This window comes from Yersinia sp. 2553 StPb PI, assembly GCF_052217105.1.
In the GTDB taxonomy this organism is placed as follows: domain Bacteria; phylum Pseudomonadota; class Gammaproteobacteria; order Enterobacterales; family Enterobacteriaceae; genus Yersinia; species Yersinia enterocolitica_E.
Genome location: NZ_JAZGPX010000002.1, coordinates 1,494,032 through 1,519,047 on the forward strand (window position 1 = coordinate 1,494,032; position 25,016 = coordinate 1,519,047).

Below are 25,016 nucleotides of genomic sequence, written 5' to 3' on the forward strand. Positions count from 1 at the left end.
GTCATTTCTCTGACGAGGGTTTTGCTTTTGGACAATCACTATCAGAATGTTATAGCGGATCGACTTTCAGACAAGATACCGCGTGGCGGAAGCTACCCTCTAACAGTGGGCGGGTTTTCGCACACTCCGGCCCGGCAATCGGACAACGAGTGCGAAATACACAGCCTGATGGCGGATTAATCGGTGAAGGCAGTTCCCCCTCCAGTAGCTGAATCACTTTCGCCCTTTCTTTGTCAGGATCAGGGATAGGTACCGCCGACATGAGCGCCTTGGTATAGGGATGCTGTGGATTATGATAAACCTCATCGTAGGTCCCCAGCTCCACTGCGTGGCCTAAATACATCACCAGAACCCGATCAGAAATATGCTTCACCACCGCTAAATCATGGGCGATGAATATTAGTGACAAGCCCATTTCGCGCTGTAATTGCTGTAACAGGTTCACCACTTGCGCCTGAATTGACACATCAAGCGCGGAGACCGGTTCATCACAGATAACCAGCTTCGGTTCAAGAATCAATGCACGAGCAATACCAATACGTTGACACTGCCCCCCCGAAAATTCATGGGGATATCGGTTGATCAAGTTAGGCAACAAGCCGACCTTAAGCATCATTGCTTTAACTTTATCTTTAATTTCTTGACGCGACATTTTGGGATGATAAGTTCGCAGCGGCTCAGCGATGATTTCACCGATGGTCATACGCGGGTTTAGTGAAGCCAGTGGATCCTGGAATATCATCTGAATATCACTACGGGTCGCGCGCCATTGTGCATTACTCAGGCTAAGCAAATCTTTACCTAACCATGAAACACTGCCACTGGTCGCTTTCACCAAACCAATAATGGCACGGGCGAATGTTGATTTGCCACAGCCAGATTCGCCAACCACACCTAAGGTTTCGCCTTCATACAAGCGCAATGTTACACCATCAACAGCTTTTAGTGTTTTTGATGGCTGCCAGAACCATTGTTTGCCATCCTGAATATCAAAATGGACTTTTAGATCAGCCACTTCTAGCAATACTTTCTTCTCAGTCATGGCATTCATACTAGTTCCCCTACTGGCTTATAACAGGCACGTAAACGGCCATCACCAAAATGCTCCAATGGCGGGGCCACGCCACAGCGATCCATGGCATATTGGCAACGCGGTTGGAATGGGCAACCTTTCGGCAAGCGCAATAAATTCGGCGGATTACCCGGTATCGTCATAAGAGATTCGCCTTCAGCATCAAGACGAGGAACCGCATTCAGTAGACCAATAGAATAAGGGTGACTTGGGTGATAAAACACATCGCGGGCCTGACCATACTCCATCGTTCGACCTGCATACATCACCAGAACTTTATTGCAGATTCCGGCAACGACGCCAAGGTCATGGGTGATCATGATAATCGCGGTATTGAATTCATGCTTTAGCTCATTCAGCAACGTCATGATTTGTGCTTGAACGGTGACATCAAGTGCCGTTGTTGGCTCATCGGCAATCAATAATTTAGGGCGGCACAACAGCGCCATTGCAATCATTACCCGCTGACGCATACCACCAGAGAACTCATGGGGATACATGCGCATGCGCTTACGTGCTTCTGGCATTTTTACCGCATCAAGCATACGAATTGACTCTTCAAATGCTTCGCTTTTACTCATCTTTTTATGCAGTTGCAGCACTTCCATTAGCTGCTCACCAACACGCATATAAGGATTCAACGAGGTCATTGGGTCTTGGAATATCATCGAGATTTCCTCAGCCCGCAAACGGTTTAACTGTTTTTCCGGCAGATTTAAGATTTCGCGGCCATTAAACTTTGCAGACCCCCCTATCCGGCCATTACTGGCCAGCAACCCCATCAAAGCAAAAGCTGTTTGCGATTTCCCTGAGCCAGACTCACCTACAATGCCTAATGTTTCACCCGCACGCAGATCAAAATTAAGGGCGTTAACTGCCGTTACATCACCATCTGGCGTACCAAAAGTCACGGTTAAATCTTTTACATCCAGCAGGATATTTTGTTCCAACTGTCTATTTTGTTCCAACAATGCCGATTGCTGAACAGCAGACCGATTATCAATAGTCGTCATAGTGCTACTCCTCAGCGATCTTTCGGATCGAGGGCATCACGCAAGCCATCGCCGATAAAGTTGAAACAGAACAAGGTCACTACCAGAAAACCGGCAGGGAACATCAGCAACCATGGCGACACTTCCATGGAGTTGGCGCCATCACTTAGCAATGCGCCCCAACTACTCAAGGGTTCTTGGGTGCCTAAGCCGAGGAAACTCAGGAAAGATTCAAACAAAATCATACTGGGAACCAGTAAAGAAGCGTACACCACCACCACACCCAACACGTTCGGAACGATATGACGCAATACGATATTACGTGTGGAAACACCGCCCACCAATGCGGCCTCAATAAACTCTTTCCGTTTCAAACTTAATGTTTGTCCACGAACAATACGCGCCATATCCAGCCAGGACACCATACCGATCGCCACAAATATCAATAGAATATTCTGGCCAAAGAAGGTCACTAACAGAATAACGAAGAACATGAAGGGGAATGAGTTAAGAATCTCCAACAGGCGCATCATCAGTGAATCGACTTTCCCGCCGAGATAGCCCGATAAAGAGCCATACAAGGTGCCGACAACCACAGCAACCAACGCCGCAGCCACCCCCACCATCAATGAGATCCGACCACCAATAGCAACACGAACCAACAGATCCCGACCAGAAGAGTCAGTACCGAAGTAGTGCCCAGACTCAATATTCGGGGCGGCTGACATCATGCCCCAGTCCGTGTCTGAATAAGTAAACTGCGCTAACATCGGCGCCAAAATAACAAATAGGGTAATTAACATTAGGATCACCAAACTGGTGATCGCCGCGCGGTTATGAACAAAACGACGGCGGGCATCCTGCCAAAGGCTGCGCCCTTCAACTTCCAGTTTTTCACTGAAAACTTCCAGAGCTTCGCTATTTTTATTGCTCAACATAATTGGCGTGCTCCAGTGCTAGTAACGGATTTTAGGATCGATAACGGCATACAGCACGTCAACAATCGCATTGAATAAAATAGTCAAAGCGCCGACTAAAATGGTCAAACTCAGCACCAAAGAGTAATCGCGGTTTAACGCTCCGTTGACAAACAACTGACCAATGCCCGGCAAACCAAAGATGGTCTCAATAACCATCGAACCGGTGATAATCCCTACAAACGCAGGTCCCATATAGGATAAAACAGGCAACAACGCCGGTTTTAATGCATGGCGTAATACGATGGTCCGCAGTGGTAATCCCTTCGCTCGCGCCGTACGGATAAAGTTAGAGTGAAGAACCTCAATCATTGAGCCACGGGTAATACGTGCAATGCTGGCGATATAAGCCAACGACAGCGCGACCATCGGCAAAATGATAAACTTCGGCGCTCCGCCATTCCAACCACCACCCGGTAACCATTTCAATATAATGGCAAAAACCAACACTAATAAGGGGGCGACCACAAAACTCGGGATGACCACCCCAGTCATGGCAAAGCCCATTACCGTATAATCCCATTTGGTATTTTGATTCAGTGCCGCAATGACCCCAGCACTAACTCCTAATACTACTGCGAGTAAAAATGCTGCAAAACCAAGCTTCGCAGAGACGGGAAACGATGCAGACACCAGATCGTTCACAGTGTAATCTTTATATTTAAACGAAGGCCCAAGATCGCCATGCGCAAGTTGACCCAAGTAGTTGAAATACTGTTTATAAACCGGGTCGTTGAGGTGATATTTTGCCTCAATATTGGCCATAACTTCAGGAGGAAGATTACGCTCGCCAGTAAACGGACTTCCTGGGGCGAGACGCATCATAAAAAATGAAATGGTTATCAAAATAAAAAGTGTCGGAATCGCTTCCAGACAGCGGCGTAGAATAAATTTTAACATTGCCTGTACCTTTAGCCTCTTACTGCGACTTTATATTATCAACGCAATAAGGGCAGCACGCTAATTCAGCTGCTGCCCTTAATATATTAGTGCTTGATAATATAAAGATCTTTTACGTGCATATTATCCAGTGGGTCTTTACCGGTATATCCACCGACATAAGGTTTCACTAAGCGGGCATTCACATAGTAGAACAACGGCACAATAGCAGAATCTTTATCCAGCAATACCTCAGCTTGTTGATACAAACCGGCACGCTCTTTTTCAGATTTTACTTTCAGCGTATCTTGGATCAACTTATCAAAGGCTGGGCTCTTATAATGCACCGTGTTATTGCTGCTGTCAGATAGCATCATGTTCAGGAATGACGACGGTTCGTTATAGTCAGCACACCAGCCAGCACGCGCTACATCGAAAGTGCCTTGATGGCGGGTATCAAGGAAGGTTTTCCATTCCTGATTTTCCAGCTTAACGTCAACACCCAGATTTTTCTTCCAAATAGATGCTGCCGCAATAGCCAATTTTTTGTGTAGATCAGATGTGTTATACAACAGGTTAAATTTCAGTGGTTTATCTTGTGTGTAGCCAGCGTCAGCCAGCAACTTCTTAGCCACTTCATTACGTTTTTCCTGGGTCCAGCCAAACCATTCTGGTGGGGTCAATTCTGCACCGCTGGTGTACGGAGGCGTAAAGCCATAGGCAGGTAAATCACCTTGGTTTTTCACTTTGTTCACGATGATATCGCGATCCATACCCAGTTTCAGTGCTTCACGAACACGTGCATCGGTGAATGGCGCTTTTTGGTTATTGATTTCGTAATAATAGGTGCACAGATACGGGTCAACATGAACTTCTTGTGGGATCTCTTTTTTAAGTTTCTGGAATAATTCAATCGGCATGTTGTTATAGGTCATGTCGATCTCGCCGCTGCGGTAGCGGTTAACATCAGTCACTTCAGAAGAGATTGGCAGGTAAGTAACCTGATTGATAACTGTTTTCGCATTATCCCAATAGGTTGGGCTGCGTTCTAACACAATACGTTCGTTAACGGTCCAATCTTTTAACTTATAGGCACCATTACCGACAAAATTCTGTGGCTGAGTCCACTTCTCACCAAACTTCTCAACCACAGTTTTATTAACTGGAGACATGGATGGATGAGCTAACAGTTTATCTAAATAAGGAACAGGTTCGGTCAACGTGACTTCCAAAGTATGGTCATCTAACGCTTTTACACCCAAGGTATCAGGTGATTTTTTGCCGGTAATAATATCGTCGATATTCGCGATATGGGCATATTGTACATAACTCGCATACGGAGAAACTGTTTTAGGGTCCGCCAGACGTTGCCAGCTATAAACGAAATCATGTGCTGTTACAGGGTCACCATTTGACCATTTAGCATCTTTACGCAGATGGAAAGTCCAAACTTTAAAGTCTTTGTTATCCCAACTTTCAGCGACACCAGGCAGAATCTTGCCGTTTGGATCGTTAATAACCAACCCTTCCAATAAATCGCGCGAAATATTGGATTCAGGCACACCTTCAATTTTATGCGGATCCAGTGACTGAGGTTCGGAACCATTATTGCGAACTAAAACCTGTTTCTCGGCCAGTTGTACACCTGCCGGCACATTGGCGGCAAAGGCAGTTCCCACAGCCATCATACCCATAGCAGCAGCGATACCTGCGGCCAGGAAAGTTTTCTTTGTGATGTTGGTCATGCTGATATCTACTCCAGATTTTATTATTGCGTCGCTCAGAGACTGAGCAAGCTTCACCTTTAAAAGGTATCTTTAAATCACATTGCGCGGGGAACGAACCCGGCCATGTAATGCCCTATATGTATTAGCATCAGACTAAAATCGGTACTGTGCTATACATCCCTATTACCTTGTCTGTCTCTTATTTGCTGTCATGCCACCGCGATTTTCGCTTGTGAACAATTGACATATAAGTCTGTTTTGCTGCGATAAACTTTTATAACTTAATATTTACTGCAACTTACGCATATAAAGATTTTTTAAATCCACTAAATCTTGTGGGTCTTTACCGGTAAATCCGCCGACAGTTGGCCGAATAAGTCGAACACTGACTCGATAATAGACCGGCACCATTGCAGAATCTTTATCCAATAAGTTCTCTGCCTGTTGATATAAAGCAGCGCGCGCCTCGACACTCGAAGTCGTCAGCGTTTTAGCTAACAGCGCATCGAATGCTGGATTTTTATAGAAGAAAGTATTATTGCTGCTATCCGATAGCAGCATATTCAGAAAAGCGGTCGGCTCATTGTAGTCACCACACCATGTTGCTCTGGCAACATCAAATTGCCCTTGATGGCGGCTTTCTAGAGAGGTTTTCCATTCTTGATTCTGCAAGGTAACGGTAGCACCCAAGTTTTTCTGCCACATAGAGGCAGCGGCAATCGCCTGCTGCTTATTTTGATCTGAGGTGTTATAAAGCAACGTAAACTTTAATGGATTTTGGGCATTGAAACCGGCCTCGGCAAGCACTCTTTTCGCCTCTGCATTGCGTTGTTCTTGAGTCCAGTTGGCCCATTCTGGCAATGCGAAATTACCCCCTGCGGTAAATGTCGGGGTAAAGCCATAGGCAGGGATCTGCCCTTGCCCCATAATTTTAGTCGCAATAATGTCGCGATCCAGCGTTAATTTAATTGCCGTTCTCACTCTGACGTCAGTGAATGGTGCTTTTTTATTATTAATTTCGTAATAGAAAGTACAGAGGTATGGGCTGATATGAACCTGCGATGGCAGATCCTTTTTCATTTTGGCAAATAAATTCGGGGGAATGGCACTGTTAGTCATATCGATTTCGCCGCTGCGATAGCGATTAATATCACTGACTTCTGACGTTATCGGTAAAAAAGTCGCCTTATTGATGACCGTTTCGTTGTTATTCCAGTAAGTCGGGCTACGCTCCAGCACAATCCGCTCATTAACCACCCATTCTTTTAACTGAAAAGCGCCATTACCGATAAAATTTTGTGGTAGAGTCCATTTATCACCATACTTTTCAACAGCCTCACGCTTAACCGGCTTCATCGAGGTGTGAGATAACATGCTGATAAAATAAGGAACCGGTTCCGTTAGCGTCACTTGCAAGGTTTTGCTATCTAATGCCTTAACACCTAATTCATCCGGTTTTTTGGTCCCTTTCAATACCTCGTCAACATTCTCAATTTGGGCATACTGCAAATAACTGGCATAAGGTGAACCCACTTTAGGGCTAGCCAAACGCTGCCAACTATAGACAAAATCCTGAGCAGTGACCGGAGTTCCATCACTCCACACGGCGTTATCTCGCAAATGGAAGGTCCAGACTTTATAACCGTCATTATCCCAGCGTATGGCAACTGCCGGAATTATATGCCCATTAGCATCATTGCTCACCAGACCTTCTAATAAATTCAGAATAATATTGGTTTCAGGAATGCCTTCAACCTTATGCGGGTCTAATGAGGCAACCTCGGAACCATTATTAATGGTAATACTCTGATCTATCACTAATGCCACACTGGCCGGAACTGCCGCCGCCATTGATACAGCCGAAAATGACAAACCCAGAATAGCGCCAATTATTGCCAGTGGTGGTTGCTTAAACTTTATTTGCATTTCAAACCGCCCTTTTACGAGATTTCGTGATGTTTTTCTCAAGGTTTACGTCAATCTGCTGCCCACAACGACTAGCAATAACTATTCCAAAAATCAAAATTCGGTTTAGTTTCATTAAAAAACAAGAAATCTCTTGTCGGGAAGTTGTCCGAAAACTAACAGAACCCGAAATCTGACGCCAATAAATTTTACAGAAATGTTAAGCAATTCTCTTTTCTACAGAGTAACTAACGATATTACCTATCTTAATTAGTCGCCTAAGAAATAATCATCTATATGATTTAGCTCAAAAAAAATCATTTAAAATTTAAATTCACAGCAAAAAAAATGTCAAAAAAGCCGTTCTAGAAACATAAAGTTAACATTAGCACTAATACCAGAATAAACACCTACTGATTACAGAGTAATCACTAATAACACCTAGATAAATTCCGCACAAGCCCTACAGAATGATGTGAGCATTTTAACAACAAATAGCGTATTTAGTTTACTCTGAGGGTCACTGAATGATTTATTAAAGATGAGTAAATAAGCCTTAAGCCAAATTATCTTTATAGAGATAGCATTATTGCAGCATTTAAGTGCAATAGATTAAATTACATACATATTCTGCACTAAAATAATGCTTAGATATTTAAATACCAGGCTGAAAAACAGCAAAGGTCACCCGTAATAATACCGGTGACCTACATACCGTGGGATATGGGGATAGATTAAAGTAATCCGGGGAAAATCGCTTTGATACCGGTGACAATAAACTCGATGCCTAATGCCATCAGCAACAACCCCATAATACGCGTTATAACGTTAATACCGGTTTGCCCTAACAGCCGAACCAGCAGCGGAGCCGCCCGGAATAGCAACCAGCAACAGAACGCAAACAAGGCCACAGCCACCGTCAAGCCTAACAAATTCTGCCAGCTGTGATAGCGGGAACTCCAAACAATTGTTGAACTGATGGCACCTGGCCCTGCCATCAGGGGCAATGCGAGTGGCACAACACCGATACTTTCACGGACCGCCGTTTCGGTTTTTTCCTGCTTGTTCTGCTTATCCTCACCGAGTTTGCCGCTGATCATCGACATCGCAATGCTGACGACCAGAATCCCACCGGCAATACGGAATGAGTCGATGGAAATACCAAAAATTTTCAGAATGGCATCCCCCAAGAACAAGGATATCCACAAGATAATCGCCACTGACAGGTTAGCTGTCAGGTTAGTTTTATCCCGCCCAGCCGCTGCCTGATAGCTGGTCATACTGATAAATACCGGCAATATACCTACCGGGTTTACCAGTGCAAATAAGCCAACAAAAAACTTGATGTAACCTGAAAGGTCCAACAATGATTGACTCACACATCACTCCGCGCAATAGCTGATAAAAACGTCACAGATAACAGGCCATTATAATTTAATGCCCCAAGACAACACACCTTATGGCCCGTGCCTGGAAAATTCGCGACAAAAATAATGTCGCAACCATGCAGAATGGCACCTGCATTATTCAAGCCTCTGACCACAGTTCTTTTCACTAAAAATCACCCTTAGGGCGCTCTTCTACAGATGTGCGCGCTAATGTAATGGAATTAGTCATAGGAATCTATGTAATAAAACAGCATTTATACAAGGTAAATTTTTACCGTTTAAAATGATAACTCTTGTTAATGTCCTGTGGTGTTAATGAAGCTTTAACGTCATGAATTATCAATTTATTCATGTTAATGATAATTACTCTCAACAAATAATTGCTGAATGGTGTCAGCTTGACGATTTTGTGATTTAAATCACGAAAAACATACCTAAGAATAGTTAAGCTCTGAGCAGTGGTAGAGAGTAAGTTCACTGAGAAACAGAGTATAAAGGTTGAAAATGATATTTTCCCCCTCATCTTATTCTTAGTGGAACAAAAGCTCTTTCAGTAAATCAGCGGTAAAAAATGGGAAAGTAAGCTATAAAACTAGCTCTATTTGACCTTACGGCATACTAGAGCCTGACTATACTAGTTGCTTCAACAGCTCATTTACTAAAAGAGTTTAACATTATCAGGAGAGCATTATGGCTGTAACGAATGTCGCTGAACTTAACGAGCTAGTAGCACGCGTCAAGAAAGCCCAGCGCGAGTATGCCAACTTTACTCAAGAGCAGGTTGATAAAATCTTCCGTGCCGCAGCTCTGGCTGCAGCGGATGCCCGTATTCCCCTGGCCAAGCTGGCGGTAGAGGAATCAGGTATGGGTATTGTTGAAGATAAAGTGATCAAGAATCACTTTGCTTCTGAATACATCTACAATGCCTACAAAGATGAAAAAACTTGTGGCATTTTAGAAGAAGATAAAACCTTCGGTACAATTACTATCGCTGAACCTATTGGTTTAATCTGCGGTATCGTGCCAACAACTAACCCGACTTCTACCGCTATCTTCAAGGCATTAATTAGCCTTAAAACGCGTAACGGTATCGTATTCTCTCCACATCCACGTGCTAAAGACGCAACCAATAAAGCTGCAGATATCGTGCTTCAAGCCGCTATTGCCGCAGGTGCGCCAGCAGATATTATTGGTTGGATTGATGCGCCAACAGTTGAGTTGTCTAACCAACTGATGCACCACCCTGACATTAACCTGATTCTGGCAACCGGTGGCCCAGGCATGGTTAAAGCAGCTTATAGCTCAGGTAAACCGGCTATCGGTGTTGGTGCAGGTAACACTCCTGTTGTGGTTGACGAAACCGCTGATATTAAACGTGTTGTTGCATCTATCTTGATGTCAAAAACCTTTGATAATGGTGTGATTTGTGCCTCTGAACAATCTATCATCGTGGTTGATTCAGCTTACGACGCAGTTCGCGAGCGCTTCTCTTCCCATGGTGGCTACCTGTTACAAGGTAAAGAGCTGAAAGCAGTTCAGGATATCATTCTGAAAAATGGTGGTTTAAACGCCGCTATCGTTGGTCAGCCAGCAACTAAAATTGCTGAAATGGCTGGCATTAAAGTTCCTAGCAACACCAAAATTCTTATCGGTGAAGTTAAGGTTGTTGACGAGTCAGAACCATTTGCTCACGAAAAACTGTCGCCTACTTTAGCGATGTATCGTGCGAAGAATTTTGAAGACGCAGTTGATAAAGCGGAAAAACTGGTAGAAATGGGGGGTATCGGCCATACATCTTGCCTGTATACCGACCAGGATAACCAACCTGCACGCGTTAAGTATTTCGGCGATAAAATGAAAACCGCCCGAATTCTAATCAACACCCCTGCCTCTCATGGTGGTATCGGTGACCTGTACAACTTCAAAGTGGCGCCATCTCTGACGCTAGGTTGTGGTTCATGGGGTGGTAACTCCATCTCTGAAAACGTTGGGCCGAAACACTTGATCAACAAGAAAACTGTGGCTAAGCGAGCAGAAAACATGTTGTGGCATAAACTACCGAAATCTATTTACTTCCGTCGTGGCTCTCTGCCTATCGCGTTGGAAGAAGTGGCAACTGACGGTGCAAAACGTGCCTTCATCGTGACTGACCGCTATCTGTTCAACAACGGTTATGCCGATCAAATCACCAGCGTGTTGAAATCTCACGGTATCGAGACTGAAGTCTTCTTCGAAGTAGAAGCGGACCCTACCCTGAGCATCGTGCGCAAAGGTGCCGAGCAGATGAACTCCTTCAAACCAGACGTGATCATTGCGCTGGGTGGTGGTTCACCGATGGATGCAGCCAAAATCATGTGGGTCATGTACGAACACCCTGAAACCCACTTCGAAGAATTGGCACTACGCTTTATGGATATCCGTAAACGTATTTACAAGTTCCCGAAAATGGGTGTGAAAGCGAAAATGATCGCGGTAACCACCACATCAGGTACCGGTTCAGAAGTGACACCATTTGCGGTAGTTACCGACGATGCAACAGGCCAGAAATACCCATTAGCTGACTACGCATTGACTCCAGACATGGCAATCGTTGATGCCAACCTGGTCATGAATATGCCTAAGTCTTTATGTGCCTTCGGTGGTCTGGACGCAGTAACTCATGCTCTGGAAGCTTATGTTTCTGTATTGGCGAATGAATATTCTGACGGCCAGGCTCTGCAAGCGCTGAAACTGCTGAAAGAATTCCTGCCAGCCAGCTACAATGAAGGTGCTAAAAACCCAGTGGCTCGTGAGCGTGTACATAATGCCGCAACCATCGCGGGTATCGCTTTTGCTAACGCCTTCTTGGGTGTCTGCCACTCAATGGCCCATAAACTGGGTTCTGAGTTCCATATCCCGCATGGCTTAGCCAACGCCATGTTGATTTCTAACGTTATTCGCTATAACGCGAATGACAACCCAACTAAGCAGACTGCTTTCAGCCAATATGACCGCCCACAAGCGCGCCGTCGTTATGCTGAAGTTGCAGATCATCTGGGTCTGAGTGCTCCGGGCGACCGTACTGCACAGAAAATTCAGAAACTGCTGACTTGGTTAGATGAAATCAAAGCAGAGTTGGGTATCCCAGCATCAATTCGTGAAGCTGGCGTTCAAGAAGCTGATTTCTTAGCTAAAGTAGACAAACTGTCTGAAGATGCATTTGATGACCAGTGTACCGGTGCTAACCCACGTTACCCACTGATCTCTGAGTTGAAACAGATTTTGATGGATACTTATTACGGCCGCGAATTTAGCGAAGAACTTGACCGTGAAGAAGTTGCTGTTACAGCAGCTCCTGCACCAAAAACTGAAAAGAAAGCCAAGAAATAATAGTAATCTTAATGTGTAACCCCCATTTATAGCTGGGGGTTACACAACAGAAGATATAGCCCCCAATTGCCATTGCTGTTGGGGGTTTCTTTTTATAAGCACACTTAAAAACATTTGGTATATAACCGCTCAAATCGCCATAGTCCGTTCCTACGGACCACGCATCTAATCCCCGGACTAATCTCAATACGGCTTGCCACATCGCCACCAACCCCTGCTATACCCAAGCTAATGCGTTATAACGTCATCCCCCGAATCGGCTATTGATTAAGGAGACATTAGGATCAACATCGTGTCTTTTATTAATTTTGTAAGATTGTAGAAAATGTGGCGATAAAGCCAAAATAATGACCCAGTCCAGGATATAACGTTAAACCAAGGCTTTTCATCCCGCATAAATACGAGGGATAAAGCTGTATGGCTTAATATGGCGTAAACTCAGCAAAAGGTTGGTTACCCCACAGCTTCAATAAGAAATCCCGTGAGGCATCCTTGGTGGACAATGAGTATCTAGGAAGGATTTTGGAGAGAAGCCGCTTTAATCGCCTCTTTATAATGGCGGCGACAAACAGAAACGTAGCTTTCGTTACCACCAATAACGACTTGTTCGCCGTCATGCACAGCTCTGCCTTGTTCGTCTAACCGCAGCACCATGTTTGCTTTGCGGCCACAATGACAAATTGTTTTCAGTTCAACCAATTTGTCAGCCCACGACAACAAATATTTGCTACCGGGAAATAGTTCGCCGAGAAAATCGGTACGCAAACCGTAACACAATACCGGGATATGCAGTTCATCCACCACCTGACACAATCGCTGAACTTGCTCTTTGGTCAAAAATTGGCATTCATCTAGCAAGATACAATGAACAGGCTTTTCCTGATGCTCAGTGGCAATAATGGATAATAGTGAAGTTCCACTATTATAAAGCAGCGCCTGTGAGGACAGGCCAATACGCGAACTGACAGTCCCGACACCAAAGCGATTATCTATCTCTGCTGTAAACACCAAGGTACGCATGCCCCGCTCTTGGTAGTTATAAGAAGACTGCAACAGCGCGGTGGATTTCCCTGCATTCATCGCAGAGTAATAAAAATAAAGTTGAGCCATGGGCCCGTAACTCCAGTGGTATAATAAATGGTCACAATGACAACGAGTATCAAGTTTATCATAAATTCAGACTTAACGAGGAGCAGACTACTTCTCTATATTACTGTTTTCTATATTAAGTAATGGTAGCGTTAATGTAGCTGCCGACACTTTCATTTGAAGCACCTTGCTATTATTAGGTACATTACATGACCAATCTCACAATATTGATACAGCGAACGTATGCTGCTTGAACATTAACCAGATTAGGTGAGTGGGATAGCAATAGGGTCGGATAGGATGTACCGCGATTGGTTCATTAATGATACAAGTAATGTATTACCATGGTTAATTGGTAAAATAGTGATAACAAATATTGTCAGAACCTGACAAAACCAATACAGCATGCTTTTCCCTTACTCAATCTTTCATCGTAGCTATATCAATATCGCACTTTTTGCATGATCAGTTATTGCACACGCTAGCACGATAAGTCGTCTATTTTTGCTTTATTGATATAAAGCAAACTTATAACTTAGTGAGAAAATCATGTTTTCGCGTAGGGTCATTAGCGAGCAAAATGAACTTTTACGTTAAAAACACTACGGAGAATAACAAACCGCCATCGCTTATTAGTAGCAAGCAGCAACTTTTCGCTAATAAAATACGTAAATTCGAGGATGCTAATCAAATTGTCTATTGCAGAAATTAAAATAGCACTCTATTATTATCCAGACGCCCCCCCACCAATTATAATTTGAGACCAGGACAATGAGCGAAGCGTTAAAGATTCTTAACAACATCCGTACTCTGCGTGCACAAGCGCGTGAATGCACTCTTGAAACTTTAGAAGAAATGCTGGAGAAGCTTGAAGTGGTCGTTAACGAACGCCGCGAAGAAGATTCTCAAGTACAAGCTGAAATTGAAGAACGCACACGTAAATTGAGCCAATACCGTGAAATGCTTATTGCAGACGGTATTGATCCAAATGAACTGCTGCAAACTATGAGTGCAACTAAAGCTACAACTAAAGCTAAGCGTGCTGCACGCCCAGCTAAATATAAGTATGTAGACGAGAATGGCGAAACTAAAACCTGGACAGGCCAAGGCCGTACTCCAGCAGTGATTAAGAAAGCCATTGAAGACGAAGGTAAATCACTGGATGATTTCCTGCTGTAATAGTATTAGTTAATTTACTATTATGATAAAAGTACCCTCCTATTATACGGGGGGTATTTTTTTACCTCCCTCTTGCCCTGCAATCATAGTTGAAATCCTTATCAATACGGCTGTTGAATTAACATACAATTGCCAAGGAGCACCTAACCTAAACATATCGCATTCGATAAATACCCCTTAGTTATCACTGTGCTTGTAAATCTATAAGAATGCTCTGCTAATTTATAACAATACAATAATCGATATAACTGACTAAATTTCCCATAATATTGTGATATATGAGAATCTTGGAGTGAAAGAGTTGTGTCACCCCCGCCCTACGGCATGAAGATTGAGCACAAAACAGAAACTAATTAAGTTTTGTACCCAACACATAAAATCATCTTTAGAACTTATTACGCTCGATTAATCGATGTACCCCGACCAATCCCATAATAGGTAAAACCTCGGCTATTTAACCGTTCTGGATCGTACAAATTACGCCCATCAAAGATAACCGGCTGTTTTAATCGGAGCTTGATCATATCAAAATCAGGTGCTCTAAAATTCTGCCACTCAGTACAAATAATCAGAGCATCCGCCCCTTGTAGCGCTGATTCTTTTGTCCCCATTAACTTTAGGTCATCCCTTGCACCATAAATACGCTGAGCTTCATCCATTGCCTCTGGATCATAAGCTTGAATAATAGCGCCAGCACGCCATAAAGCCTCCATCAAAATCCGACTGGGGGCCTCTCGCATATCATCTGTATTGGGTTTGAATGCTAATCCCCAGAGTGCAAATGTTTTCCCTGCAAGCTGCGAATCAAAATGGTATTGAATAAATTCAGTTAACTTACACTTTTGTTCGTTATTGATTCTCTCCACTGCACGCAACAGTTGCGGCTGATAGCCACAATTTTCTGCGGTACGAATTAATGCTTGGATATCTTTTGGAAAACAGGAACCGCCATAGCCACAACCAGAATAAATAAAATGGTAGCCAATGCGAGAATCTGAGCCAATACCTTGGCGTACTTTTTCGATATCGGCACCGAGCCGCTCTGCGATATTAGCAATTTCATTCATGAAACTGATTTTGGTTGCCAACATACCGTTTGCTGCATATTTGGTCAGTTCTGCACTGCGGACATCCATAATTAACATGCGGTCATGATTTCTGTTGAATGGCTCGTATAGTTCGCTAATTAAATCAATCACACCATTATCATCAGTATCAATTCCGATAACGATACGCTCAGGCCGCTTACAGTCAGCAACAGCAGCGCCTTCTTTTAAGAATTCAGGGTTCGATACCACATTGAAAGCTATATCTTGTCCACGTTGCTGTAAAATCGCTTTAATCCTTTGCTGCACTTGATCCGCGGTACCCACTGGCACAGTTGATTTATCGATAATAACTTTAGGCGCATCCATATATTTCGCAATAGTGCTGGCAACGTCTAACACATATTTAAGGTCAGCCGCACCATCCTCATCAGGAGGAGTACCAACCGCAATAAACTGAATCGTGCTATGAGCAACACCGGCTTCGGCATCTGTTGAAAATCGAAGCCGGCCCTCGTCGTAGTTTTCTTTTACCAATGGCGCTAATCCTGGTTCAAAAATAGCGACACGGCCTTTTTGTAGGTCGGAAACTTTGTTTGCGTCGATATCGATACACAGGACATCATGACCAACTTCGGCAAGTACTGCTGCCTGAACCAGTCCTACATAACCGATACCAAAAACCGTCACTTTCATGCAATCAATCCTCAAGTTGGAATTCGATAAGAGACACACCGCCGACCATTATCAAGACCTAACCTTAATTTAGCCTGAGGTAGCCAACCTTATTGCCAGCGAATAATAAAAGTTAACTGAAAATTTTCAGCCACAAGTAAGGAGGAAAGTATATCAACCGATATTTCTTACATCTCGGGCATACTCATTGATTGAAACAAATGAGGTTTATTTCGTAGATTCGTTATAGAACCATTGAGACTTGGAGGGTCATAGCAGTGAATAAGTGAGCAAGATACATAAATTACGTGAACTATTTATTGAGTAATACTTTCAAAATATAAACTATTCATCGGCTGAAAGCATCAACCTCAATCGACTCCCTCCTCCCCATACCTGGCATTGCCATGCTTCACAACGCTGACTAATTTGATTTAAATGTGCTGTTTTTAACGTACCTAAAGGCACACCATTACTAAGTTGAATCTGATTTTTACCCGCACTAACATTCGCGTGAAGACCAGCCGAAACCAGAATTAAATTTTTATATTCCACATGATAATAACCAACGAGCAAAGGAAACTGCCCATCCAAATGAGTACGTCTTAGTAACTGGTTAACTTGTTTAAGTAACGTTGACATCTGCGGTAAACGCTGTTGTTGATGTGCCAAATGCTCTTGAAGAATCCCGTTAAATAACACGCGTAATAATAGTGCGGCTAAAATTCCGTTATCCCCGGCGCGGGTGACATCCAGACAATAAAATGCCAGGTCCTTATCTGATAATGCAGCGATATCAAGGACTAATCCCGGTTTCTCGACCATCGTTAACTGCCGGTAATTTACCCGACAGTGTGCAATGGTTTGCTGTGCCGGTGGTTGCAATTGCTTAAGTAACTGCGCTGCATCATGAGGATTCTTACGTAATGCATCCCAATCCTGAATAAGTTCTGTCTCTTCAATTGCATGAGAGGTAAACAGTATGGGATAAAGGCATGCCAGCACCGCTTCACGTAACCGATTTAAATCCACGATCGGTTTCAACAGTACGTCTTTCACGCCCATACGCATGACTTTAGCAATGTCAGTCATCTTATCAGTAGCCGATATAACTAAAATAGGGATCTTTACTCCTTGCATGAGTAAACGCTCAACAAACTCGATCCCTCCCATCTTAGGCATAGCGAGATCGCAGAGTATCAGGTCAGGTGATTGGACCTTAATCTGCTCTAACGCCTCCAGGCCATTTTCTGCCTGCTGGACTGCCGCACCGAGTGCCCTTAGAAACTCAGTGATTACAGTACGGAAGACCGTTTCGTCCTCGACGACTAAAATATTTTTACCTGCTAATGGTTTTTCCATGTACTGCTTCTCTTGCTAACCTTAAACGTAATAGTGGCCCAAAATGGCTGTTTGTGCTTGTCTGAAATTGTTACGTACTGCTTTACTCACACACATTTGTTACTCATCAGCCCCTTACCAAAGGACGTAACTGCTCTATATTTTTCTCCACAGCCAATTGTCCAGCGGCAATGGCTTCATCCGCCCGATGGAAATCCAGCATTGATATTTGTGGGCAGTAGGGCTGGATCAACACATCGGGAGGATCTCCTGCCATACGGTTACGTTTTAATCTGTTCTCCAATACCTGTATTGAGGTAGACATTATCTCCATGGCGCTGGGAACGGCCATCGTTGGATTACCTGACATATTGGTTATTCGTGCTTTTAAGCGCAAATGCCAACTTGCTGGCATCTCCGGGGGTTTACCTTCAGGAGATGATTGTGAGGAAAACAGATCTTGCCGAATCAGATGTGCATCATGTTGCAAATCAACGGCAATCACAATGTCAGCGCCCATTGCTCTTGCCAAAGAAATAGGAACAGGATTGACTACTGCACCATCAACCAACCAATAGCTACCGAAGCGGACAGGAGAAAGCAATCCAGGCATGCTGCATGAAGCCCTAATTGCCTGTTTAATATCCCCCTCAGTAAGCCATAACTCACGGCCCGTCGTTAAGTTGGTTACAACAGACCCAAAGGGCAATTTACATTCAGTAATGTCCTGCACTTCAATTATTTGGTTTACAGCATTAAAAACCCGCTCACCCCGCAGTAATCCGCCACGACGCCAGGAGAAATCCATCAATCGAATAACATCCCAATATTTAAACGAACGAACCCAGCGTTCCATCACATTCAGGTGATCACTGGCATACGCTGCACCAACCAAGGCACCAACCGAACAACCGGCAACAACATCAACTTTGACGCCCATTCTTCCTAGCGCGTTAATGACCCCGATATGTGCCCATCCCTTCGCGGCACCCGCGCCAAGTGCCAGTCCAATCTTAATTTTTCTCATTTTTATTTCGTCCATTTTCGATCAATTTGGCACTTTACCGCTCAACTAAATAAATCAGACTCTGATTTTGTTATCGACACTGCCGCTTGGCTCTTAACGCTAGCACGCAACAACTTAGCGCTCACTCAGAGGAAAAATCCATATTTACTCGCCAGTGCTATAACCCTACTGATTGAACTATAGTTAACATTTATCCTTCTGGTAAATTGATACAAATAGTTTACATTTCATTACTAAGATATAGGCTGTAAGTGGAAGGATATACTGTGAATATTGAAATATGCCAAACCGATCTATTTAATCCAGATCTTATTGCATTAATTGCTCAATTAGATGCGTATCAAGAAGCACTCTATCCGGCTGAAAGTAATCATACAGAGTCGATTGAGAGTATGGCTCAGAAAAAAACATTCGTTTATATTGCAACACGACAAGGTCGCGCTGTGGGATGCGCCATTCTTTTCCAACCCGAAAGTACATATCCTGAGATTAAGCGCGTTTTTGTCATCCCTGACTGCCGAGGTAATGGCATTGCGTCAATGCTAGTTACAGCACTGCTCGAAAAATCTATCTCTTTGAATTTAAAATATGTTTATTTGGAGACAGGGATTCATCAACCTGAAGCGGTAAAACTGTACCAGCGATTAGGCTTTGAATTTACGTCTGAATTTGGTTGTTATCAATACGACCCACTTAGTTTCTATATGGTAAAAACAGTGGCTAGTTGTCACTAAGTAAAAGATAAAACAGAGAGGTAGCACTCAGTTCATTCAGTAACCGTTGCTATTTTTGACTTTATTGCTTTGACACTCGACATAACACAGCAAAATAGCCACTATAGTAGTGGCTATTCAGAGTAAATATTCGGAGTTAAGACAAATTAAAATATTTAATATTATCTAGTAATATAAGATTCAATAAATAGATAATCGCGTTACATGCTGTCATTTCACCGTTAGCTCTCGTGGGCTATAGTGTTATTAACTATAACTCGACCTTTCTCAGAATATTATGAATTCTTACGGATTATTTAGGAAATAATTAACCGTTAATAGTACCAAATGAGACACTCATTTTTTCGAACATAGCGATAACTTTATTGATCAGTTTCATGGGTTGCTCCTGTAAATATCATTATTTTTATGTGATACACATCACAGTTATTAAGTTACTCCATAATGAAACGCCGGTCAACTATTTTTGTGAGCAACATCACAAAACTTAAGTTCACCCCATATCCCGCGCAAAATTATCAACTTTGAACCTCATCCCGTGATTAGGTAAGATAAGGCCCTATTTGCCCCTATTTGATTGCCCGCCTTCTTCTGTTGCTGACCATTCATTCGCAGATAAGATGGCATTATTGGTTTTTCGGAGAAATTTTGTCAGAACAGTGCCCATGTGGCAGCAGCTTTGAATATCAACGATGCTGTGCGCCTTATATCCTTAACACGCAAGTTGCGGCCAAACCTGTAATACTGATGCGCTCACGCTATAGCGCCTATGTAAAAAAGGATGCGGACTATCTGATTAAAACCTGGCATCCAGACTGCAAGGCACAAGAATGGCGAGATGGAATAATTCAAAGCTTCACCAATACTGTATGGCACGGATTAACAGTTATTGCAGAAACTACTGGCAGTCATGATGACGAAGCCTTTGTTGAGTTCATTGCCCGCTTTACTGATCCAAATAATATGCAGATAAGCACAATGCATGAACGTTCCCGCTTCCTTCGAATAAAAGAACACTGGTACTATATCGACGGAGTCCGGCCGTCGGTGGGTAGAAATGATATCTGTCCTTGCGGTTCAGGGAAAAAATATAAGAAATGCTGCGGGCATTAACAGTAAAATCGTTTCATTACGGACCGTAGCATCAAACATTTACATAACATCAAGTACTGTTAAGACAGGATTTACCACCTTATGCCACACCAGAATGTACAAAAGAAAGTGTTACGCACTATATGCCCTGACGCTAAAGGCTTAATCGCAAAAATTACCAATATTTGTTACAAGCACCAGTTGAATATCGTGCAGAATAATGAATTTGTTGATCATCTGACTGGCCGCTTTTTCATGCGTACAGAGCTTGAAGGTATTTTTAACGATACTACCCTGCTGGCAGACTTAGATGATGCTTTACCCGAAGGCACCAACCGCGAATTACATACCGCAGGGCGTCGCCGTATTGTCATTATGGTCACCAAAGAAGCACATTGCCTCGGCGACTTATTAATGAAGAGTGCCTATGGTGGTCTGGATGTTGAAATTGCGGCGGTGATTGGCAATCATGATGCACTACAGAATTTAGTGGAGCGCTTTGATATCCCTTTCCATCTCATCAGCCACGAAGGTTTGACTCGTGATCAACATGACCAACGTCTGATTGAGCAAATTGAACAATACCAACCAGACTACGTGGTTCTGGCCAAATATATGCGGGTGCTAACACCAGCCTTTGTTCAACACTTCCCTTACCAGATTATTAATATCCACCACTCATTCTTGCCTGCATTTATCGGTGCTCGCCCTTATCACCAGGCTTATGAGCGGGGGGTGAAAATTATTGGTGCCACGGCTCACTATGTAAACGATAGCCTGGATGAAGGCCCAATCATCATGCAAGATGTTATTCACGTCGATCATTCGTACACGGCTGAAGATATGATGCGAGCCGGGCGAGATGTGGAAAAAAACGTTCTGAGCCGTGCTCTGTATCGTGTTTTAGCACAACGTGTTTTTGTTTACGGTAACCGCACCGTTATCCTGTAAGCGCGCAATAAACAGATGTTTTTTGCCCAGATAAACATCGTCAAGAACAAAAAAGCACCGAACAACTTATTTTTTTCATTTCAAGTCTTTACAGGGGCGCTTCATTTGATATGATGCGCCCCGCTTACCAAGACAGTATTGATAAGCAGTTAGGCCAGTGGTGGGGTTCCCGAGCGGCCAAAGGGAGCAGACTGTAAATCTGCCGTCATCGACTTCGAAGGTTCGAATCCTTCCCCCACCACCATCTCCTAGAGTTATTCCAACCCAATAAAAATAATAAGAATCAAAGATACTGCCATCAGGGAAGGTAAGAACCTTCGACAAGGTTCGCGCCGAGCGTAGCGAGACAACGACGCGCAGCAGCGGCCCGAAGGGTGAGGAACGCAGTGACGAATAATCCTTCCCCCACCACCATCTCCTAGAGTTATTCCAACCCAATAAAAACAATAAAAATCAAAGATATTACCATCAGGGAAGGTAAGAACCTTCGACAAGGTTCGCGCCGAGCGTAGCGAGACAACGACGCGCAGCGGCGGCCCGAAGGGTGAGGAACGCAGTGACGAATAATCCTTCCCCCACCACCATCTCCTAGAGTTATTCTAATCCAATAAAAACAATAAAAATCAAAGATATTGCCATCAGGGAAGGTCGCCGAGGGTAGCGATACAACCGGCTAATAGTCTAGATAGTTTTATACCATCGTATGAATGTACTCAATAAGTCTATTTAATACACTTGAATGTGAGCGTGATTTATAAAAATATAACTTATTCTCACTTTCAAAACTGGCTAAATTTATAAAATCCAGTTTAGAATCACCATTAAAATCATCCATTATTGAATCTGTAATACATATATAGCGACCAGAGTAAATAAAGTTTAGGCAGCAAGCCAGGTTATCCACCTGCCTAACACTAACTTTATCATGTTGTTTTTTAACTGATTCTTCAAGATTCTTAACAAAGTCACTTCTATATAGTGTCGGGTTGCACAACCAAACATTCTTGTGGAGAATATTTATAATATCTTGACTTTCATTTATTATATCTTTGCGTCCATAGATACCGAAACCACTGTCTGGCACTTCATTTAACAACGTAAATCTTTCGCTAGAGATTTTTTCTGATGACAGGATAAGTGAATTTCCATCATAGTCTCCAATTTCATCAATATTTTCATAGTAAAATTTAATTATATTAGCTTGAATGTTATTCTTTTCTGCCTCCCGATAGAGTTTTGTCAAGTTCTCACTTTTACCCCAATCGTAGTAAATATTGATGACATTCGATACGTGCCCAGTAAGGTGTTTTTTTGTGATTTCTTTTTCTTGCTGATATAAATCTTTTAGATCATTATATAAAATCTCACCATCCCTTGTTAAACTCATACCAAATTTCTCTCTTTTAAAAAGTTTTTTTCCTATTATATTTTCAAAGTCTTTGATCGACTTTGCTACCGGAGGTGTAGTCCTGTTCATCACCCTTGCGGCCTTACTCAGCGAGCCATTTTCGACTACGGCCATAAAAGCCTCTAGCTTTCGAGATAGAAACATAATTCACTAATCCTTTGCGTAAAAATTTATCAGAAAAAATGACAGGCATGTCAACATGCACAAGGCTAGCTGTAGATAACATTCAACATTAAATAAGTTTATTATATAAATTGCATTTAAAATAATTGAAAGGTAAATTATAAAAATTTATTACTGCGTAGAAATTAATACTTTGATGTCGTTTTTTACGAAAAAACTGTAAGACTCTGTCTATTAGCATCTCAACATTACACATATTTCTAACAGACAACCATTCGTAGTTCTATGATATTTAATAACTATTTTTTATCCACCCCGTTACAAAATCAGTTAACATACGTAGCTGGAATCGGATAGCTCTGGTAGTTAAAATGAATAACTCCATTGCAAAGAATAAAAAAACGATATTTTCACCCTTTAACTTTCAAGGTGGTTACACCGCTAATAACCCTGCACTACATTCACAAAAAATATATAATTTGAATTTACAATTGATATTTACAAATACAAAACCACCGTTCACGTTTTATTTTAATAGTGGTCACTTCCAGATAATTAATTTAAAGCATAAATAGATATCTGAATGGCGACTTAAATTTTAATAGCTATAAATGGCAAATAGAATTACCAACTAAATTCATTGGTATTATTTTATTTCACTTTCGTTATCAATCGGTATTATCCAATTTCTTTATTCTTTACCTGTGCGTTACATTTTTATTCAGTATCTGCTAATATCTGAAATCATTTTTATCGAATAAACGGTGCTAACCATGAAGTTTGTCTCTTTTAATATCAATGGCCTACGTGCTCGACCACATCAACTAGCGGCGATAATCGAGCAACATCAACCAGAGGTTATCGGCCTTCAGGAAACGAAAGTACATGATGATATGTTTCCCCTTGAGGATGTCAGTCAGCATGGTTACCACGTTTTTTATCATGGGCAAAAAGGTCATTATGGTGTGGCGCTGTTAACCAAAAATGAACCATTGGCTGTTCGTCGTGGCTTCCCTACTGATGAAGAAGATGCTCAACGTCGTATTATAATGGCTGATATTGCAACGCCAAATGGTCCTCTCACTGTTATTAATGGCTATTTCCCCCAAGGAGAAAGCCGTGATCACCCCATAAAATTCCCAGCAAAAGAGCGTTTTTATGCTGACTTACAACAATATCTGGAACAACAACTTTCAGCAGATGCTCAGGTACTGATTATGGGGGATTTAAATATTAGTCCAACTGACCTGGATATTGGTATTGGCGAAGAGAGCCGTAAACGTTGGCTGCGCACAGGTAAGTGTTCATTTCTGCCTGAAGAGCGTGCCTGGCTGGAACGTTTACAAAACTGGGGGCTGGTTGATACATTCCGTGCAGCTAATCCTGAGTGTAACAATCAATTTTCGTGGTTTGATTATCGCTCCCGTGGTTTTGATGAGAATAGAGGCCTGCGTATAGATTTATTGTTGGCAAGTCAGCCACTGGCTACCCGCTGCGTTGCGACAGGAATTGATTATGCAATTCGCGGCATGGAAAAACCCTCAGACCACGCGCCAGTATGGTCTGAATTCGCGCTCTGATGACATAAGTGGAGGCCCTATCAAAATGGGCCTACCACTTACCAATACGCGACCAAAGCTGGGTAAACAAAAAATGATTGATGTTGTCGCCGCCATTATTGAACAAAATGGTAAGATTCTGCTGGCTCAGCGGGACTCATGCCGTGATCAGGCCGGTTTGTGGGAGTTTCCTGGAGGGAAAGTTGAGGCGGGAGAGAACCAACCTCAGGCTCTGATACGTGAACTGGCCGAAGAGTTAAATATTGAGGCATCAGTGACCCGATATATCGCCACCAACCAATGGGATTCAGATAAACAGACCATCAGATTGCATGCCTGGCTCGTTGAGAGTTTCAGCGGCAAGCTAGCATTGCATTGTCACTCCGCAGTGGTCTGGTTGGCACCAGAGGAGGCTTACCGTTACCCTCTGGCACCCGCCGATGTTCCGCTTTTAGATGCGTTTATTGCCCAGAAACGTTAGCC

Annotated in this window: 19 protein-coding genes, 1 tRNA gene and 2 other RNA genes; 10 read left to right on the forward strand and 12 right to left on the reverse strand. The window is 43.0% G+C overall.

Annotated elements, in window-relative coordinates:
- Nucleotides 1-49: 49 nt before the first annotated feature.
- The 7 genes from oppF to V2A84_RS08165 all read right to left on the reverse strand — a co-directional run bounded on the left by oppF (nt 50) and on the right by V2A84_RS08165 (nt 8,931).
- Nucleotides 50-1,051, reverse strand: coding sequence for a murein tripeptide/oligopeptide ABC transporter ATP binding protein OppF (gene oppF / locus V2A84_RS08135; protein ID WP_083158941.1), 1,002 nt, complete (start codon nt 1,049-1,051; stop codon nt 50-52).
- Nucleotides 1,048-2,085, reverse strand: coding sequence for an ABC transporter ATP-binding protein (locus V2A84_RS08140; protein ID WP_083158942.1), 1,038 nt, complete (start codon nt 2,083-2,085; stop codon nt 1,048-1,050). Before V2A84_RS08140 ends, oppF begins: the two co-directional genes overlap by 4 nt.
- Before the next feature lie 11 nt (nt 2,086-2,096).
- Nucleotides 2,097-3,005, reverse strand: coding sequence for an oligopeptide ABC transporter permease OppC (oppC, locus tag V2A84_RS08145; protein WP_083158943.1), 909 nt, complete (start codon nt 3,003-3,005; stop codon nt 2,097-2,099).
- A gap of 15 nt (nt 3,006-3,020) precedes the next feature.
- A complete protein-coding gene (oppB, locus tag V2A84_RS08150; protein ID WP_083158944.1) occupies nt 3,021-3,941 on the reverse strand; it encodes an oligopeptide ABC transporter permease OppB in 921 nt (306 codons plus the stop codon).
- Nucleotides 3,942-4,027: 86 nt separating this feature from the next.
- The gene (gene oppA / locus V2A84_RS08155) at nt 4,028-5,665 is read right to left on the reverse strand and encodes an oligopeptide ABC transporter substrate-binding protein OppA (protein ID WP_083158945.1); all 1,638 of its coding nucleotides are present in this window, start codon (nt 5,663-5,665) and stop codon (nt 4,028-4,030) included.
- 270 nt (nt 5,666-5,935) lie between these two features.
- Complete coding sequence (locus tag V2A84_RS08160) at nt 5,936-7,573, reverse strand: ABC transporter substrate-binding protein (RefSeq protein WP_372569140.1); 1,638 nt, start codon at nt 7,571-7,573, stop codon at nt 5,936-5,938.
- A gap of 713 nt (nt 7,574-8,286) precedes the next feature.
- The gene (locus V2A84_RS08165; protein WP_050101351.1) at nt 8,287-8,931 is read right to left on the reverse strand and encodes a YchE family NAAT transporter; all 645 of its coding nucleotides are present in this window, start codon (nt 8,929-8,931) and stop codon (nt 8,287-8,289) included.
- Between the two features lie 699 nt (nt 8,932-9,630).
- Here V2A84_RS08165 and adhE point away from each other — a divergent pair.
- Entirely contained in the window at nt 9,631-12,309 is a 2,679-nt protein-coding gene (adhE, locus tag V2A84_RS08170) for a bifunctional acetaldehyde-CoA/alcohol dehydrogenase (RefSeq protein ID WP_083158949.1), read from the forward strand.
- A gap of 510 nt (nt 12,310-12,819) precedes the next feature.
- Here the strand turns inward: adhE and V2A84_RS08175 are convergent.
- On the reverse strand, nt 12,820-13,419 hold the full coding sequence (locus tag V2A84_RS08175; protein ID WP_083158950.1) for a thymidine kinase: 600 nt from the start codon (nt 13,417-13,419) through the stop codon (nt 12,820-12,822).
- Nucleotides 13,420-14,169: 750 nt separating this feature from the next.
- Between V2A84_RS08175 and hns the strand changes: the two genes are divergently transcribed.
- Nucleotides 14,170-14,577 (forward strand): histone-like nucleoid-structuring protein H-NS, encoded by a 408-nt coding sequence (hns, locus tag V2A84_RS08180; protein WP_083158951.1) that lies wholly within the window; start codon nt 14,170-14,172, stop codon nt 14,575-14,577.
- Between the two features lie 395 nt (nt 14,578-14,972).
- Here hns and V2A84_RS08185 read toward each other — a convergent pair whose 3' ends face one another.
- From V2A84_RS08185 to rssA, 3 genes are all read right to left on the reverse strand, one after another.
- Nucleotides 14,973-16,319, reverse strand: a complete 1,347-nt coding sequence (locus V2A84_RS08185; protein ID WP_083158952.1) for a UDP-glucose dehydrogenase family protein — start codon at nt 16,317-16,319, stop codon at nt 14,973-14,975.
- Between the two features lie 324 nt (nt 16,320-16,643).
- Nucleotides 16,644-17,660 (reverse strand): two-component system response regulator RssB, encoded by a 1,017-nt coding sequence (rssB, locus tag V2A84_RS08190; protein ID WP_083158953.1) that lies wholly within the window; start codon nt 17,658-17,660, stop codon nt 16,644-16,646.
- Between the two features lie 106 nt (nt 17,661-17,766).
- Nucleotides 17,767-18,666, reverse strand: coding sequence for a patatin-like phospholipase RssA (gene rssA, locus V2A84_RS08195; RefSeq protein ID WP_083158954.1), 900 nt, complete (start codon nt 18,664-18,666; stop codon nt 17,767-17,769).
- A 266-nt stretch (nt 18,667-18,932) separates the two neighbouring features.
- Between rssA and V2A84_RS08200 the strand changes: the two genes are divergently transcribed.
- The 6 genes from V2A84_RS08200 (at nt 18,933) to V2A84_RS08225 (ending at nt 22,027) form a co-directional block, all read left to right on the forward strand.
- Nucleotides 18,933-19,400, forward strand: coding sequence for a GNAT family N-acetyltransferase (locus V2A84_RS08200; RefSeq protein ID WP_083158955.1), 468 nt, complete (start codon nt 18,933-18,935; stop codon nt 19,398-19,400).
- 648 nt (nt 19,401-20,048) lie between these two features.
- The gene (locus V2A84_RS08205; protein ID WP_083158956.1) at nt 20,049-20,513 is read left to right on the forward strand and encodes a YchJ family protein; all 465 of its coding nucleotides are present in this window, start codon (nt 20,049-20,051) and stop codon (nt 20,511-20,513) included.
- A gap of 81 nt (nt 20,514-20,594) precedes the next feature.
- Nucleotides 20,595-21,443: a formyltetrahydrofolate deformylase gene (gene purU, locus V2A84_RS08210; protein WP_083158957.1), complete on the forward strand. Its 849-nt coding sequence runs from the start codon at nt 20,595-20,597 to the stop codon at nt 21,441-21,443.
- Between the two features lie 159 nt (nt 21,444-21,602).
- A tRNA-Tyr gene (locus V2A84_RS08215) sits at nt 21,603-21,687 on the forward strand.
- A 43-nt stretch (nt 21,688-21,730) separates the two neighbouring features.
- Nucleotides 21,731-21,857, forward strand: a non-coding RNA gene (locus V2A84_RS08220) — RtT sRNA.
- A 43-nt stretch (nt 21,858-21,900) separates the two neighbouring features.
- Nucleotides 21,901-22,027: non-coding RNA, RtT sRNA (locus V2A84_RS08225), on the forward strand.
- Nucleotides 22,028-22,134: 107 nt separating this feature from the next.
- On the opposite strand, the gene V2A84_RS08230 is transcribed toward V2A84_RS08225, so the two are convergent.
- On the reverse strand, nt 22,135-22,995 hold the full coding sequence (locus V2A84_RS08230; RefSeq protein ID WP_083158958.1) for a LysR family transcriptional regulator: 861 nt from the start codon (nt 22,993-22,995) through the stop codon (nt 22,135-22,137).
- 752 nt (nt 22,996-23,747) lie between these two features.
- Between V2A84_RS08230 and xthA the strand changes: the two genes are divergently transcribed.
- Both xthA and V2A84_RS08240 read left to right on the forward strand, forming a co-directional pair.
- Nucleotides 23,748-24,554, forward strand: coding sequence for an exodeoxyribonuclease III (gene xthA, locus V2A84_RS08235; protein WP_083158959.1), 807 nt, complete (start codon nt 23,748-23,750; stop codon nt 24,552-24,554).
- A 73-nt stretch (nt 24,555-24,627) separates the two neighbouring features.
- Nucleotides 24,628-25,014, forward strand: a complete 387-nt coding sequence (locus V2A84_RS08240) for a pyrimidine (deoxy)nucleoside triphosphate diphosphatase (RefSeq protein ID WP_083163659.1) — start codon at nt 24,628-24,630, stop codon at nt 25,012-25,014.
- The last annotated feature ends 2 nt before the right edge of the window (nt 25,015-25,016 follow it).

Bases quoted from the DNA above. Each gene is read 5' to 3' on its own strand.
- oppF (WP_083158941.1), bottom strand. From the start codon at position 1,051: ATGAATGCCATGACTGAGAAGAAAGTATTGCTAGAAGTGGCTGATCTA.
- V2A84_RS08140 (WP_083158942.1), bottom strand. From the start codon at position 2,085: ATGACGACTATTGATAATCGGTCTGCTGTTCAGCAATCGGCATTGTTG.
- oppB (WP_083158944.1), bottom strand. From the start codon at position 3,941: ATGTTAAAATTTATTCTACGCCGCTGTCTGGAAGCGATTCCGACACTT.
- oppA (WP_083158945.1), bottom strand. From the start codon at position 5,665: ATGACCAACATCACAAAGAAAACTTTCCTGGCCGCAGGTATCGCTGCT.
- V2A84_RS08160 (WP_372569140.1), bottom strand. From the start codon at position 7,573: ATGCAAATAAAGTTTAAGCAACCACCACTGGCAATAATTGGCGCTATT.
- adhE (WP_083158949.1), top strand. From the start codon at position 9,631: ATGGCTGTAACGAATGTCGCTGAACTTAACGAGCTAGTAGCACGCGTC.
- V2A84_RS08175 (WP_083158950.1), bottom strand. From the start codon at position 13,419: ATGGCTCAACTTTATTTTTATTACTCTGCGATGAATGCAGGGAAATCC.
- hns (WP_083158951.1), top strand. From the start codon at position 14,170: ATGAGCGAAGCGTTAAAGATTCTTAACAACATCCGTACTCTGCGTGCA.
- V2A84_RS08185 (WP_083158952.1), bottom strand. From the start codon at position 16,319: ATGAAAGTGACGGTTTTTGGTATCGGTTATGTAGGACTGGTTCAGGCA.
- rssB (WP_083158953.1), bottom strand. From the start codon at position 17,660: ATGGAAAAACCATTAGCAGGTAAAAATATTTTAGTCGTCGAGGACGAA.
- rssA (WP_083158954.1), bottom strand. From the start codon at position 18,666: ATGAGAAAAATTAAGATTGGACTGGCACTTGGCGCGGGTGCCGCGAAG.
- purU (WP_083158957.1), top strand. From the start codon at position 20,595: ATGCCACACCAGAATGTACAAAAGAAAGTGTTACGCACTATATGCCCT.
- V2A84_RS08230 (WP_083158958.1), bottom strand. From the start codon at position 22,995: ATGTTTCTATCTCGAAAGCTAGAGGCTTTTATGGCCGTAGTCGAAAAT.
- xthA (WP_083158959.1), top strand. From the start codon at position 23,748: ATGAAGTTTGTCTCTTTTAATATCAATGGCCTACGTGCTCGACCACAT.
- V2A84_RS08240 (WP_083163659.1), top strand. From the start codon at position 24,628: ATGATTGATGTTGTCGCCGCCATTATTGAACAAAATGGTAAGATTCTG.